15 protein-coding genes are annotated in these 13,301 nt (G+C 62.7%); 12 read left to right on the forward strand and 3 right to left on the reverse strand.

Annotated features, from left to right (window positions below):
- Positions 1 to 203 precede the first annotated feature (203 nt).
- The 3 genes from AC1RQ5_RS06205 (at position 204) to AC1RQ5_RS06215 (ending at position 3,122) form a co-directional block, all read left to right on the forward strand.
- Positions 204 to 785: a L,D-transpeptidase gene (locus AC1RQ5_RS06205; protein WP_398475203.1), complete on the forward strand. Its 582-nt coding sequence runs from the start codon at positions 204 to 206 to the stop codon at positions 783 to 785.
- Positions 786 to 880: 95 nt separating this feature from the next.
- On the forward strand, positions 881 to 1,768 hold the full coding sequence (gluQRS, locus tag AC1RQ5_RS06210; protein WP_493197670.1) for a tRNA glutamyl-Q(34) synthetase GluQRS: 888 nt from the start codon (positions 881 to 883) through the stop codon (positions 1,766 to 1,768).
- Positions 1,769 to 1,859: 91 nt separating this feature from the next.
- Complete coding sequence (locus AC1RQ5_RS06215; protein WP_493197672.1) at positions 1,860 to 3,122, forward strand: ATP-binding protein; 1,263 nt, start codon at positions 1,860 to 1,862, stop codon at positions 3,120 to 3,122.
- Here the strand turns inward: AC1RQ5_RS06215 and AC1RQ5_RS06220 are convergent.
- Positions 3,046 to 3,939 (reverse strand): YihY/virulence factor BrkB family protein, encoded by an 894-nt coding sequence (locus tag AC1RQ5_RS06220; protein WP_493197674.1) that lies wholly within the window; start codon positions 3,937 to 3,939, stop codon positions 3,046 to 3,048. The genes AC1RQ5_RS06215 and AC1RQ5_RS06220 overlap by 77 nt on opposite strands.
- A 253-nt stretch (positions 3,940 to 4,192) precedes the next feature.
- Here AC1RQ5_RS06220 and AC1RQ5_RS06225 point away from each other — a divergent pair, with 253 nt between their 5' ends.
- Together AC1RQ5_RS06225 and AC1RQ5_RS06230 are read left to right on the forward strand one after the other, a co-directional pair.
- Positions 4,193 to 5,443, forward strand: a complete 1,251-nt coding sequence (locus tag AC1RQ5_RS06225) for an aminopeptidase (protein ID WP_493197675.1) — start codon at positions 4,193 to 4,195, stop codon at positions 5,441 to 5,443.
- A 116-nt stretch (positions 5,444 to 5,559) separates the two neighbouring features.
- Positions 5,560 to 6,711 (forward strand): DUF3095 domain-containing protein, encoded by a 1,152-nt coding sequence (locus AC1RQ5_RS06230; protein WP_493197677.1) that lies wholly within the window; start codon positions 5,560 to 5,562, stop codon positions 6,709 to 6,711.
- Here AC1RQ5_RS06230 and AC1RQ5_RS06235 read toward each other — a convergent pair whose 3' ends face one another.
- Both AC1RQ5_RS06235 and AC1RQ5_RS06240 read right to left on the reverse strand, forming a co-directional pair.
- Positions 6,712 to 7,149: a DUF2147 domain-containing protein gene (locus AC1RQ5_RS06235; RefSeq protein WP_398484922.1), complete on the reverse strand. Its 438-nt coding sequence runs from the start codon at positions 7,147 to 7,149 to the stop codon at positions 6,712 to 6,714.
- Between the two features lie 122 nt (positions 7,150 to 7,271).
- The gene (locus AC1RQ5_RS06240; RefSeq protein WP_493197680.1) at positions 7,272 to 7,796 is read right to left on the reverse strand and encodes a GNAT family N-acetyltransferase; all 525 of its coding nucleotides are present in this window, start codon (positions 7,794 to 7,796) and stop codon (positions 7,272 to 7,274) included.
- Positions 7,797 to 7,910: 114 nt separating this feature from the next.
- Between AC1RQ5_RS06240 and AC1RQ5_RS06245 the strand changes: the two genes are divergently transcribed.
- The 7 genes from AC1RQ5_RS06245 to AC1RQ5_RS06275 all read left to right on the forward strand — a co-directional run bounded on the left by AC1RQ5_RS06245 (position 7,911) and on the right by AC1RQ5_RS06275 (position 13,289).
- The gene (locus AC1RQ5_RS06245; protein WP_493197681.1) at positions 7,911 to 9,152 is read left to right on the forward strand and encodes an MFS transporter; all 1,242 of its coding nucleotides are present in this window, start codon (positions 7,911 to 7,913) and stop codon (positions 9,150 to 9,152) included.
- Positions 9,153 to 9,240: 88 nt separating this feature from the next.
- Positions 9,241 to 9,843 carry a superoxide dismutase gene (locus AC1RQ5_RS06250; RefSeq protein WP_493197683.1) on the forward strand — a complete coding sequence of 201 codons (603 nt, stop codon included), beginning with the start codon at positions 9,241 to 9,243 and terminating at the stop codon, positions 9,841 to 9,843.
- A 195-nt stretch (positions 9,844 to 10,038) separates the two neighbouring features.
- Positions 10,039 to 10,413 (forward strand): fluoride efflux transporter CrcB, encoded by a 375-nt coding sequence (gene crcB, locus AC1RQ5_RS06255; RefSeq protein WP_398483270.1) that lies wholly within the window; start codon positions 10,039 to 10,041, stop codon positions 10,411 to 10,413.
- Between the two features lie 92 nt (positions 10,414 to 10,505).
- Complete coding sequence (locus AC1RQ5_RS06260) at positions 10,506 to 10,733, forward strand: hypothetical protein (RefSeq protein WP_493197685.1); 228 nt, start codon at positions 10,506 to 10,508, stop codon at positions 10,731 to 10,733.
- Positions 10,730 to 11,488 carry a metal ABC transporter ATP-binding protein gene (locus AC1RQ5_RS06265; protein ID WP_493197687.1) on the forward strand — a complete coding sequence of 253 codons (759 nt, stop codon included), beginning with the start codon at positions 10,730 to 10,732 and terminating at the stop codon, positions 11,486 to 11,488. Before AC1RQ5_RS06260 ends, AC1RQ5_RS06265 begins: the two co-directional genes overlap by 4 nt.
- 2 nt (positions 11,489 to 11,490) lie before the next feature.
- Positions 11,491 to 12,360: a metal ABC transporter permease gene (locus tag AC1RQ5_RS06270; protein WP_493197689.1), complete on the forward strand. Its 870-nt coding sequence runs from the start codon at positions 11,491 to 11,493 to the stop codon at positions 12,358 to 12,360.
- Positions 12,361 to 12,404: 44 nt separating this feature from the next.
- Positions 12,405 to 13,289, forward strand: coding sequence for a metal ABC transporter substrate-binding protein (locus AC1RQ5_RS06275; protein ID WP_493203332.1), 885 nt, complete (start codon positions 12,405 to 12,407; stop codon positions 13,287 to 13,289).
- Positions 13,290 to 13,301 lie beyond the last annotated feature (12 nt).

Genomic DNA, 13,301 nt, shown 5'->3' on the forward strand with positions numbered 1-13,301 from the left:
CTGAGGCCGGTTCCATCGCCAGATGACGCGCTGTTGAGCCTGGAATGCCAAACGCGCCCTGTATGACCAGTACGTCGCCCCGATCGGGCGAGGTGAAGACGGGAATGGAAATGACAGGTTTGGGTGGAGCGCGCTGGCCGCGTCTCGTGGCGCTCTTGGTTTTGCCGGCTTTGCTGGCGGGGTGCGCCGGCAGCGGCGGAATGATGTCTGCGGGCCTTGGTGGTTCGTCCTCGAAATATGCCGAAGTGATCGACGGTGGCCACACGCTGCCGGCCATCGATGTCTCCGGCATCGATCCGGCCATGCTGCGCCAGCGCGTCGATTATCGCACGCGCGAGCCGGCCGGCACCGTCGTGGTCGATACGGCCGCGCGTCATCTCTATCTCGTCGAAGGCGATGGCAAGGCGATGCGCTATGGCATCGGCGTCGGCAAGGCCGGCCTCGCTTTCGCGGGCAGCGCCACCATCAAGCGCAAGGCGGAATGGCCGCACTGGAGCCCGACCGAAAACATGATGAACCGCGAGCCGGCGCGTTATCGCCATCTCGCCAGCGGCATGGCCGGCGGCATCGAAAATCCGCTCGGTCCGCGCGCGATGTATCTCTATCAGGGCGACCGCGACACCATGTTCCGCATCCACGGCACGACGGAGCCCGAGACCATCGGCACCGCCGTCTCCAGCGGCTGCATCCGGCTGATGAACCAGGACGTCGTCGATCTCTACAACCGCGTGAAGATCGGCAGCCGCGTGGTGGTGATCCAGGGCGGACGCGCGGCGGAGTCGTAAGAGCAGAATATTCCCGATCGGGACGATCCCGGGATTTGTTCCCGATCGGGATTTTTATTGATAATTGTCCGTTCGAGCCATCAACTGCTTGAACGATGATATCCGCACACCCTGTCTTCCGCTTCGCGCCCAGCCCGAATGGCTATCTCCATCTCGGCCATGCCTATTCGGCGTTGCTGAACTTCTATCTCGCCCGGCAGGCCGATGGTCGCCTGCTGCTGCGAATCGAAGATATCGATGTCACGCGGTGCCGGCCGGAATACGAACAGGCGATCTATGACGATCTCGCCTGGCTCGGCATTGCTTGGGAAACACCGGCGCGCCGGCAGTCCGACCATCTCGATGTTTATATTGCTGCATGCGACCGGTTGGCGGCGATGGGGTTGCTCTATCCCAGTTTCGAAAGCCGCGCCGAGATCGCGCGGCTGGTTGCGGCAGAGGAAGCGAAAGGCTCGTGGCCGCGCGATCCTGATGGCGCGCCGATCTATCCAGGCGCCGGGAAGTCTTTGTCGGCGACAGAGGTCACGGCGCTGAAGCGATCCGGCGCGCCGATGGCGCTGCGGCTCGATATGGCCGAAGCCATCAGGCGTGTCGGCGCGCTGTTCTGGCAGGAACGCGGCACCGGGCCGGACGGCGAGACCGGCGCTGTTGCCGCGCATCCGGAAGTCTGGGGTGATGTCATCCTTGCCCGCAAGGAAGTGCCCACCAGCTATCACCTCTCGGTGGTGATCGACGACGCGTTGCAGGGCGTGACCGATGTGGTGCGCGGTCAGGACCTGTTCTGGTCCACCAGCGTGCATCGCTTGTTGCAGGAGCTGCTCGGCCTGCCGGTGCCCGCCTATCGCCACCATGCGCTGCTGCGCGACGAGACGGGGGCGAAACTCGCGAAATCACTCGCCTCCACCAGCCTGCGCGAATTGCGCGCGGAAGGTGCCTCGCCTGTCGATATTCGCCGTCTGGTCGGACTGCCGTCACATCCGTGACCCCGGTAAGGTTATCCAGACGTCGCTGGGGCCGGTGGCGTGACTCCGCCCCGCCCAGCATGCCATGCTGCGCAAGACGAGTGGGCATCCAATGGCGCTGACATCGCGCGCACCGCGCAAACCGCGGAAGCGTAGCACGACAATCGCAAAGCCGAAGACCGTGAAGGGGCGCGTTGCCAAGAAGGTTGCGCGCAAGCCACGCATTGCGCCGGCGGCGATGCGCGCGGATGCCATGGTCGAGCAGGCGCTGGCGATGTTCGCCCATGAGGTGCGCACGCCGCTCACCGGCATTCTCGCGGTCAGCGATCTGCTCGCCACCTCCGAACTCTCCGAACGCGAGCGGCGCTGGGTTGAAACCATCAAGACCGGCGCCGAACATCTCGCCGGCCTCGCGACCCTGTTCGTCGATGCCGCGCGAAGCCACAAGGCCGGGCTCGACCTGCGGCAGGATTTCTTCGACCTGCGCACGCTGACGCGGGCCGTTGGTGATTCGCTGGCTGGCCGCGCGACGGCGAAGGGGCTGCAGGCTGTCGTTACCATTTCAGACAAGCTGCCGAATTTCGCCGTCGGTGATCCCGTTCGGCTGCGTGCGGCGCTGGAAAACCTGATCGACAATGCGGTGAAATTCACAGAGCGCGGCAATGTCACGCTGAAGGTCGCGCCGGTCCGCATCGCCGGCAAGATTGGTGTGTCCTTCGCGGTGTCCGATTCGGGCATAGGCCTGACGCTGGCGGAAACCAAAAAACTGTTCCGGCCATTCTCGCAGGCGAATGTCTCCATCGCCGCGCGTTTCGGCGGCGCCGGGCTCGGCCTGTTCTCGGTCCGGCAATTGGCCAAGGCCATGGGCGGCGATGTCGCGGCCACCCAGCGCCGCGGTGGCGGCACCACCTTTACGCTCACTGTGGCGTTGGATCAGGTGCGCGGTGAGATTGCGCTGATGGCGCAATCGGTGGAGGAAATGGCGGCCGCCGAGGCGCTGCGGATCCTCAGCGTCGAGGATAATCCGTTCGGCCGTGTGGTGCTGAACGCCATTCTCACCGAGCTCGGCCACAACGCCGAATTCATCGGCCGCGGCGAGGATGCCGCCACGCGCGTGTCGCAGGGCGAATTCGATGCGGTGCTGATGGATATGGTGCTGCCCGATATCAGCGGCGTCGAAGCGATCCGGCAGATCCGCGCGCTGACGAAGCCACATGGCAAGATCGCCATCATCGGCGTCTCCGGACGTGGCGAGGACGAGGCGGCAGCGCGTCAGGCCGGCGCCGATAGTTTCCTGGTCAAGCCGGTTTCCCCGCGGGCTCTAGCGACTGCGCTTCTTGCTGCGAAACGCCGTGTGGCAGTTTTGAGCGAATGATTGCAGCATTCAGCGCGCCGCCGAACACGAAGATCGCTGAGATGAAATACAAAAACACCAACGCGATGATGACCGAGGCGAGGCCCGCATACATCGTCACGTAATTGGTGGCGAAGCGCGCGAGATAGAGACCGAAGCCGATGCCCGAAGCCAATGAGGCCAGCATCGTGAAGATGATGCCCGGCAGGATCTGCAGCAATGTGCGTCGCCCCGCCGGCAGCCAGGTGTGCAGGATCACCAGCGCGATGATCATCGCCACGATGGTGATGCCGTAGCGCGCCACCGTCAGCAGCCGCTCATTGCTCTCGATCACGAGTGGCACATAGCGGCGCACGATTTCCAGCACCAGCGGGCCGAGCACGATCAGGAAGGCGAGCAGCAGCGCGGTGACGGCAGCGATCAGCGTGTAGCCGATGGATTCCAGCCGTAGCCAATACCAGCGCCGCGGCTCGATCACCGAATAAGCGCGGTTCAGCGCCACGCGCAGGCTCTCGACGCCATTGGAGGCGAAATAGACGGCGAGGACGAGGCCAATGGTCAACGCGTCGCCGCGCGTGGTCGTCAGCACATCGTGAATCTGGGATGACAGCGCGCCGGCCACCTGATCAGGCCAGACCTCCAGCAGCAGGTTCACCGCCTGGTCGGCGAGGTCCTTGGAGCCGAAAAAGCCGGCGAGGGAAGCCAGCACGATCAGGAACGGAAACAGCGCCATCAGCGTGGAGAGCGCGATATGGCTGGCAATCGCCCAGCCGTCATCGGCCAGAAAACGGTAAAAGGCGTCGAGGCCGATATCGAAGGCGATGCGTATCTGCCTCACAGTCCACCTGGTCAGAGCCTTCGCCACATCGGCCGGCCGCGCGCGAGCTTCGGATATATAACGCGCAAAAGCCAGAACGTTGCATAAACGCTGTCGCGTAGGATGGGTTGAGCGCAGCGATACCCATCACCACCAGCGCGCGAGGTGATGGGTATCGCTGCGCTCAACCCATCCTACGACACCGCATCGGCTGGCAAATCATCGTCGTATTTCCTACATTCTCCCAAGCAATCCACCGTGTCAGGACTCCCGCATGACCATTCACCAGCGTCCCATCTCCATCGATCCCGTGAAGCTCGACCGACTCGCAGAAGTCGCCGTCAAAGTCGGGCTGCAACTGGCGCCGGGGCAGGATTTGCTGCTGACAGCGCCTGCCGCGGCGCTACCGCTGGTGCGCAAGATTGCCGAGTACGCCTACAAGGCCGGCGCCGGTCTCGTCACGCCGTTCTTCTCCGACGAGGAAATGACGCTGGCCCGTTATCGCTATGGCCATGACGACACTTTCGACCGTGCCGCCGGCTGGCTCTATGAGGGCATGGCGAAAGCGCTCGGCAACAACACCGCGCGCCTCGCCATTGTCGGTGATAATCCGATGCTGCTGTCGAATGAGGATCCGGCCAAAGTCTCGCGCGCCAGCAAGGCCAATTCCATCGCTTATCAGCCGGCACTGCAGAAGATCGCGGGCTTCGACATCAACTGGAACATCATTGCCTATCCCACGCTGTCCTGGGCCAAGCAGGTCTTCCCGAACGATGAAGACGACGTCGCCGTCATGAAACTGGCCGATGCGATCTTTGCCGCCTCGCGCTTGGACAATGCCGACCCGATCGGCGCATGGACCAGGCACAACGCGGCCCTGCGCACCCGCACCGACTGGCTGAACGGCCAGCGCTTTCACGCGCTGCATTTCAAGGGGCCAGGCACCGATCTCGTGGTCGGCCTTGCCGATGGCCACGAATGGGAAGGCGGCGCCTCCACGGCGAAGAACGGCATCATCTGCAATGCCAATATCCCGACCGAAGAAGTCTTCACCACCCCGCATGCCGCGCGTGTGAACGGCCATGTGCGCTCGACCAAGCCGCTGTCCTATCAGGGGACGCTGATCGAGGACATCGCAGTGCGCTTCGAGGAGGGCAAGATCGTCGAAGCCAAGGCCTCGCGCGGCGAGGCGGTGCTGAACAAGGTGCTCGACACCGACGAAGGCTCGCGCCGTCTCGGCGAAGTGGCCTTGGTGCCGCATTCGTCTCCGATCTCGGCGAGCGGGCTGTTGTTCTACAACACGCTGTTCGACGAGAACGCCGCCTGCCACATCGCGCTCGGCCAGTGCTATTCGAAATGCTTCGCTGGTGGCGACAAGCTGACGCCCGAACAGATCGCGGCCCAGGGCGGCAACAAGAGCTTCATCCATATCGACTGGATGATCGGCTCCGGCGAGATCGATATCGACGGTGTCCACGCCGATGGCCGCCGCGTCCCGGTATTCCGCAAGGGCGAGTGGGCCTGACCAAACGCGCAATGGCGGGGATGATGGCTGCGGCTTTGCGCTAAAGCTATGCTATTGTCCCTGCCTCAAGGCTGCCGCTGGGGTGCCGCAAGTTTGCCGCAGGATTTCGTCGCAAAATGCCCATCCAAGGCCGCGATTTCTATCCGAATATTCTCGTCTTCTACGACTTCGGGCAGTTGATGGACCCGGCGCATTATGCGCCGCTGCCCGACGACTGGATCATTGGCGTTGCGGATATCATCGATTCCACCAGGGCCATCGCCGAGCAGCGCTACAAGACCGTGAACATGGCCGGTGCTGCTGTGATCGCCGCGATCACCAACGCGCTGGAAGGTCGTGAATTCCCCTTCGTTTTCGGCGGTGACGGCGCCAGTTTTGCGATATCGCCGGACGATCTCGATCGCGCCCGTGACGCGCTCGCAGCGACGGCGACATGGGTGAAGGCAGATCTCGATCTCAGTATGCGCGTGGCCCTGGTGCCTGTGGCTGATATTCGCGCGCAGGGTCTCGATGTCCGCGTCGCGCGCTTCGCACCGTCCAAGAATGTCGCCTATGCGATGTTCGCCGGTGGCGGTCTAGGCTGGGCAGAAACAGCGATGAAGCGCGGTGACTATGCCGTGACGCCGGCGCCCGGTGGCAGTTATCCCGATCTCACCGGTCTGTCGTGCCGTTTCGAGGAAATGCCGTCCGCGCACGGGCTGATCCTCTCCGTGCTGATCGTGCCCCGGCCATCTGACGATCCGTCCGCATTTCGCCGCGTGATCGAGGACATCATCGCGCTGGTCGAACGCAGCCCGGATGCGGCGCGACCGGTGCCTGCGCGCGGGCCGGGCATCGCATGGCCGCCGCAGGGCATGGAGCTGGAAGTGCGCGCCGGGCGCGGCGCGCGCTCGCGGGCATGGTTTCGGCTCTGGGTGATGACGCGGACATTGTTTGGCTATGTGCTGATCCGCTTCGGCATCAGCTGCGCCGGCTTCGTGCCGCAGCTCTATGTGCGGCAGCTGGTCGAGAATTCAGATTTTCGCAAGTATGACGACGGGCTGCGGATGGTTCTGGATTGCACGCCGGAGCTCGAGCGTGAACTCGCGCAGCGTCTGTCGCAAGCCGCATCTGAAGGGGCGATACGTTACGGCCTGCACCGACAGGACGCAGCAATGATGACGTGCTTTACGCCGTCAGCCTTGCGTAGCGATCATGTGCATTTCATCGATGGTGCGCGGGGCGGCTATGCCTCCGCGGCCACGGCACTGAAGGCGATGCCCGCCTGATCAGCGACCGACGCGGGTCCAGTTCTCGCCGCCGCAGAGGGCGCCGACGCAGCCTTCGACCTTCAGCGTATCGGGGCCGGCCAGCGACACATTGCTGGCATAGTAGCGGCCGTCATCGGCGTTGTAGATCTGGCCCGACCACGCATTCTGCGCGGTCGGCTTCATGCCGAAGAACAGGTGCACGCCGATCATCGAGCGCGTTGCGAGCTTCGGATCGGGATTCTTGTCGTCGATCGGTGCCTTGCCGGTGCGCGGATCGATCTTGTCACGCAATGAGACGATGGTGCCGCAGAGTTGGGAGCCGCATTTATGGACGCGCACATTGGCGTCGCCTGCCTGGGTCTGCCACACGCCGCTGACATCGCCAGACTGTGCCTGCGCTGAGGTGGCGAGTGCGACACCCAGCAATGCGGTCATGACGGCGGTGCGGATGGACATGCAGTTCTCCTCGGATCAGGCGGCTTGCATAACAAGAAAACGGATTCGCGCAATTGCCGTGAGACGCCAGGGTAAAGCGAAATTGTCGCAATTACCGAGATTTGATCGGGATATGGGTGAGGTCACCACGGCAGGCCGCACAGATCCAGGTCCCCCTCATGGGGTGCGCGCTTCAGATAATAGACCAGCGGCTGCAGCGCGTCGAAGCGGATGCGTTCGCCTTTCTGTTCCGCGAACACCTCGCCCATGAAGGGCTTCCAGTTGCGGCTTGTATAGAAGCCGGCCATTTCTGGAGCGCAGAACAGCAGTGCGAAATCGTTCGAACGCTCGTCGCGCAGCGTATGCAGCGCGGCGTCGATGGCTACGCTGGCAAGGCCCTGGCGCTGGAAATCCGGATGCGTGACCACGCCGCCGATGCCGCCGATCCGGATCTTGCGCTCCCGCCAGATGCCTTCGCGACGATACAGCCCGACATGGCAGACCGGCTGCTCGTCAGCCTCGACGATCACGCGCAGGTCGGCATGTGCGAATTCGACATTTCCCCAGGAGAGCTGGGCAACTGTTTCCGGCGGCCAGACGAGGTCAAACAGCGGCTTGACGCGTGGCCAGGCCGGATCTCCCGTCACGATCTCAATTTCGATGCTCATTTTCGCCGATGACCCCTGCGTCCGGTGCAGGCTTATAGAACGGTGTATGGGTGGAAACTTATCGAATCCGGTGCTTATGTGAGAATAATCTTCTACAAACTCAAGGGCTACGGAATGACCGAGGCGGAGCTTACCAAGTATCAGCGCTGGGCGATTTTGGCCGGCGCGGCGACGTTGCTCAGCCTGGCCATGGGCATGCGCCAGAGCTTTGGCCTCTTCCAGCCGTCGATCCTGCGCGACACTGCCATCACGACCGCCGATTTCTCGCTGGCGACAGCGCTTCAGAACGTGATGTGGGGCATCTCGCAGCCCTTCGTCGGCGCCATTGCCGATCGGTTTGGCGCGCGTTGGGTGATGATTTCAGGCGTTTTCATCTATGCGGCCGGCCTCGTTTTCATGCTGTTCGCCACCACGCCCCTGTATTTTACGCTCGGTGCAGGCTTGTGTGTCGGTCTGGCGCTGTCCTGCACGGCCTCGAGCATGACGATGACCGTCGCTTCGCGTTCGGTGTCGGCGGCCAAGCGTAGCGTCACCATGGGCGCGGTTTCGGCGGCTGGTTCGCTCGGCCTCGTCGTCGCATCGCCACTCGCACAAACGCTGATTTCCACCGCCGGCTGGCAGGTGGCGCTGATCGGCTTCCTCGGCCTCGCGGCGGTCATGATTCCGGCAGCTTTGCTCGCCGGTCAGTCCGACAAGATCGAACGTGCCCCGAGCGATGAACTGCCGCAGTCGCTTGGCGAGGTCGTGCAATCTGCGCTCGGCCATTCCGGCTATATCGTGCTGGCGCTGTCGTTCTTCGTGTGTGGCCTGCAGCTGGTGTTCATCACCACGCATCTGCCGAATTATCTCGCCACCTGCGGCCTTGATCCGTCGCTCGGCGCAACCGCGCTGGCCATGGTGGGCCTTTTCAATGTGTTCGGCTCCTATGCCTTCGGCTGGCTCGGTGGCCGTTATCCGAAGCAGATTTTGCTCGGCGGAATTTACATCGCGCGGTCATTCGCGCTCGCCGCGTATTTCTATTTCCCGGCGACACCGACCACGACACTCGTTTTTGCGGCAGTCCTTGGCTCGCTCTGGCTCGGCGTCGTGCCGCTGGTGAATGGCCTTGTCGCGCAGCTGTTCGGCCTGCGTTACATGGCAACGCTGACCGGCATCGCCTTCCTCAGCCATCAGGCCGGCTCGTTCATGGGCGCCTGGGGCGGCGGGATGATCTTTTCGCATCTCGGCACTTACGATCGTGCATGGCAAGCGGCCGTCATCATCGGCCTGATCGCAGGCTGCTTCCAGATGCTGATGAATGTGAAGCCGCCGGTGCGGCGTGATGCCGTCCCGTCGGTGGTGCCGAGCGCCGCCTGAATGAAATGAGAGGGTGGGCGAGAGAACGGGAACCTTCTATAAAGGTTCCCGTTAAGCCAACTCTCCCATTAACGTGGACCTTGACCCCATGACCTTCACGCTTCCCGATCTGCCCTACGCTCATGACGCGCTCGCGCCGTATATGTCGAAGGAAACCTTGGAATTCCATCACGATAAGCACCATCAGGCTTACGTGACCAATGGCAACAACCTGCTGAAGGGCACCGAATTCGAGGGCAAGTCGCTCGAAGAGATCGTGAAGGGCTCGTTCGGCAAGAACGCCGCGCTCTTCAACAATGCCGGACAGCACTACAACCATCTCCATTTCTGGAACTGGATGAAGCCGAATGGTGGCGGTGACAAGCTGCCGGGCCGTCTGGCCAAGAAGATCGACGAGGATCTCGGCGGTCTCGACAAGTTCAAGGCTGATTTCGCAGCCGCCGGTGCCGGCCAGTTCGGTTCGGGCTGGGCCTGGCTCGCCGTCAAGAACGGCAAGCTCGAAATCTCAAAGACCCCGAACGGCGAAAACCCGCTGGTGCACGGCGCGACCCCGATCCTCGGCGTCGATGTCTGGGAGCACTCATACTACATCGACTACCGCAACCGTCGCCCCGATTACCTCAAGGCGTTCGTCGATTCGCTCGTCAACTGGGACTATGTGGACGAGCTGTACGGCAAGGCCGGCGTCTGATCGCTTTCGCGTCTGTGACGCAGGGAAGGGCGGTAGCGAAAGCTGCCGCCCTTTTTCGTGGCTTTCTCGCTCTTTTGGCCGTCATTGCGAGGAGCATCGCGACAAAGCGATCCAGTCTTCGCTTGCGGCCTTCTGGATTGCTTCGCTACGCTCGCAATGACGAAGCGCTACGATCAATCAAGGCAGCCCATCAAAATGCAATACGCACTGGTGTTCATCGGCGGCGGCCTCGGTGCCACGCTCCGTCACCTCATCAACCTCACTTGCGCCCGTTGCATGGCGCCCGGCTTTCCGTGGGGCACCTTCATCATCAACGTCACCGGCTCTACCGTGATGGGCCTGATCGCCGGCTATCTCGCTTTCAAGGGCGAAGCCTCGCAGCCCTGGCGGCTGTTTCTGATGACCGGCATCCTGGGCGGTTACACGACCTTTTCTGCCTTTTCGCTCGATGCCGCGCTCCTTTATGAGCGCGGCGAGCTTGGCCTCGCGCTGGCCTATGTGCTCGGCTCCGTCGTGCTCTCGATTGCCGGCCTGTTTGCCGGTTTGGCTCTGGTTCGCCACTTCGCCTGACCTCGGCTTGCGCTACGTTATAATATAACATAGATTGAGGACATGGCGTTTTTGAGCGCCTTGTTTTCATTGGCGTTTCCGGTCCGGCCTCCATGGCGCATGCGCATTCCCACGATCACGGCCATCACCATGGTCACGACCACAGCCATGGTCACGCGCATGGCCATGCCCATCACAGCCATGATCCATTGGCCCCGCATCCCGCCCAGCCGTCGCCCTGGTCGATCCTGCGCATGTCGCTGCCCGGCCGGCTCGCAGCGGCACTGGCCGTCTCCGCAGCGCTGTGGGCGGTGGTTTTGCTGGCGATGAGGCCATCATGACGGCGCAGCTGACCTTTCGCGACGTCACCCTTGGCTATGACCGCCATCCGGCCGTGCATCACCTCAATGGCGACGTCACCCAGGGCGCGTTACTGGCCGTGGTCGGGCCGAACGGCGCCGGCAAGTCCACGCTGTTTCGCGGCATTGTCGGCATTCTGAAGCCGCTGGCGGGCAAGATCACGCTCGGCGATATCAAGCAACGCGACATCGCCTATCTCCCGCAGAGCGTCGATATCGATCGCACTTTCCCGATCTCAGTGTTCGATTTTGTCGGCACCGGCCTGTGGCGCACCACAGGAATCTTCGGAGGCCTCGGCAGGAAAGCGCGCGATCAGATCGCGCAGGCGCTGGCGGCCGTCGGCCTTAACGGATTCGAGAATCGCAATATCGGCACGCTGTCCGGCGGGCAAATGCAGCGCATGCTGTTTGCGCGCGTGCTGTTGCAGGATGCGGATGTCATCGTGCTCGATGAGCCATTCAATGCCATCGATGCCAAGACCACGATGGATTTGATCGCACTGGTGCAGCGTTGGCATGGCGAGCAGCGCACGGTGCTGGCGGCCTTGCACGACATGGAGATGGTGCGCGCCTATTTCCCGCAAACACTGCTGCTCGCGCGTGGCGCGGTGGCCTGGGGCAAGACGGCTGACGTGCTGACATCCGATAATCTCACCGAAGCCCGTCGCATGTGCGAAGCCTTCGACGACACCGCCGGCACTTGCGTTGCCGATCACGAGCGATCGCAGGCGGCGTAATTATGCTCTACGACGCGCTGATCGCGCCTTTCCTCGATTTCGAATTCATGCGCCGCGCGCTGGCCGGCGTGATCGCGCTGGCCCTCGGTGGTGCGCCGATCGGCGTGTTCCTGATGCTGCGCCGGATGAGCCTTGTCGGCGATGCCATGGCGCATGCCATCCTGCCGGGTGCGGCCATCGGCTTCCTGTTCTCCGGCCTGAGCCTGTTCGCCATGACCTTCGGCGGATTGATCGCAGGATTCTCCGTGGCACTGCTCGCTGGCCTGTTGTCGCGCGTTACCGTGATCAAGGAAGATGCCTCGCTTGCGGCGTTTTATCTGATCTCGCTCGCTGTCGGCGTCACCATCGTTTCCATGCGCGGCACCAATATCGATCTGTTGCATGTGCTGTTCGGCAACATTCTCGCGCTCGATGATCAGACACTGCTGGTGATCGCCTTCAATGCGACCATCACGCTGGTGGTGATGGCGGTGATCTATCGCCCGCTGGTGATCGAATGCGTTGATCCGATTTTCCTGCGGACTGTTTCTCGCGCTGGTGCCCCGGCGCATCTCGCTTTCCTCGCGCTCGTTGTCGTCAATCTCGTCAACGGTTTTCATGCGCTCGGCACGCTGCTCGCGGTTGGGTTGATGATTCTGCCCGCCGGCATTGCACGATTCTGGTCGCGGGACATCACCGGCATGATGCTGATCTCCGTCGCGAGCGCGATGATTTCCGGCTATGGCGGCCTCGTGCTCTCGTTCCAGACCAAGGTGCCGTCCGGCCCCGCAATCATCCTCGTGGCCGCGGTTCTGTACGTGTTTTCAGTGTTTTTCGGCAGCGTGTCCGGACTGCTCAGACAGCTGTTTCCGGGACGACATCTTGAGGCGTGATTGTGATGTCCTTGCGTAATTCCTGCGGCGTTGCATTTGGCGCCATGCTGCTGCTCGTCTCGTCGATGACGCCGTCGTGGTCGCAGGACAAGATTAACGTTGTCGCCAGTTTCTCCATCCTGGGTGACTTCGTGCGCAGCGTCGGCGGCGAGCGGGTCGCTGTGACCACGCTGGTCGGCCCCAATGGCGATGCGCATGTCTACACACCGACGCCGGCCGATGCGAAAACCATCACCTCGGCCAGGCTCGTCTTCGTGAATGGCCTCGGCTTCGAAGGCTGGCTGCCGCGGCTGGTGAAGTCCGCGGGCGGCAAGGCGACCGTCGTCACGGCGACGCAAGGCATCAAGCCGCGCGAGGCGGAAGAGGGGGGCCATGATCACGGCGGCACGCATGACCACGGGCATGATGATCCGCATGCCTGGCAGTCGGTCGCCAATGCCAAGATCTATGTCGCGAATATCCGTGATGCCCTGGCCAAGGCCGATCCCGCTGGGGCAGATGCCTACAAGGCCAATGCCGAGACATATCTGGGTGAGCTGACCAAACTGGAAGCCGATGTGAAGGCGGCCGTAGCCGCCATTCCCGAGGCCCAGCGCAAGGTGATTTCGACCCATGACGCTTTCGGCTATTTCGCGGCCGCCTACGGCATCCAGTTCATCGCGCCGCAGGGTGTCTCCACCGAATCCGAGGCGTCGGCGCGCGATGTGGCCCGCATCATCACCCAGATACGCAAGGCGAAAATCCCGGCCGTGTTTCTGGAAAATGTGAGCGATCCCCGGCTGATCCGCCGGATTGCCGCCGAGACCGGTGCAAAGATCGGCGGAACGCTGTATTCGGACAGCCTGACCGCCGAAAACGGCGATGCACCCACTTACATTGCCATGGTCAGGCACAATATAAGGACGCTGGCGGGCGCGCTGACCCCATAGAGGCGCCCCCAG

It is taken from the genome of Tardiphaga sp. GW821-FHT12E02, assembly GCF_058807155.1.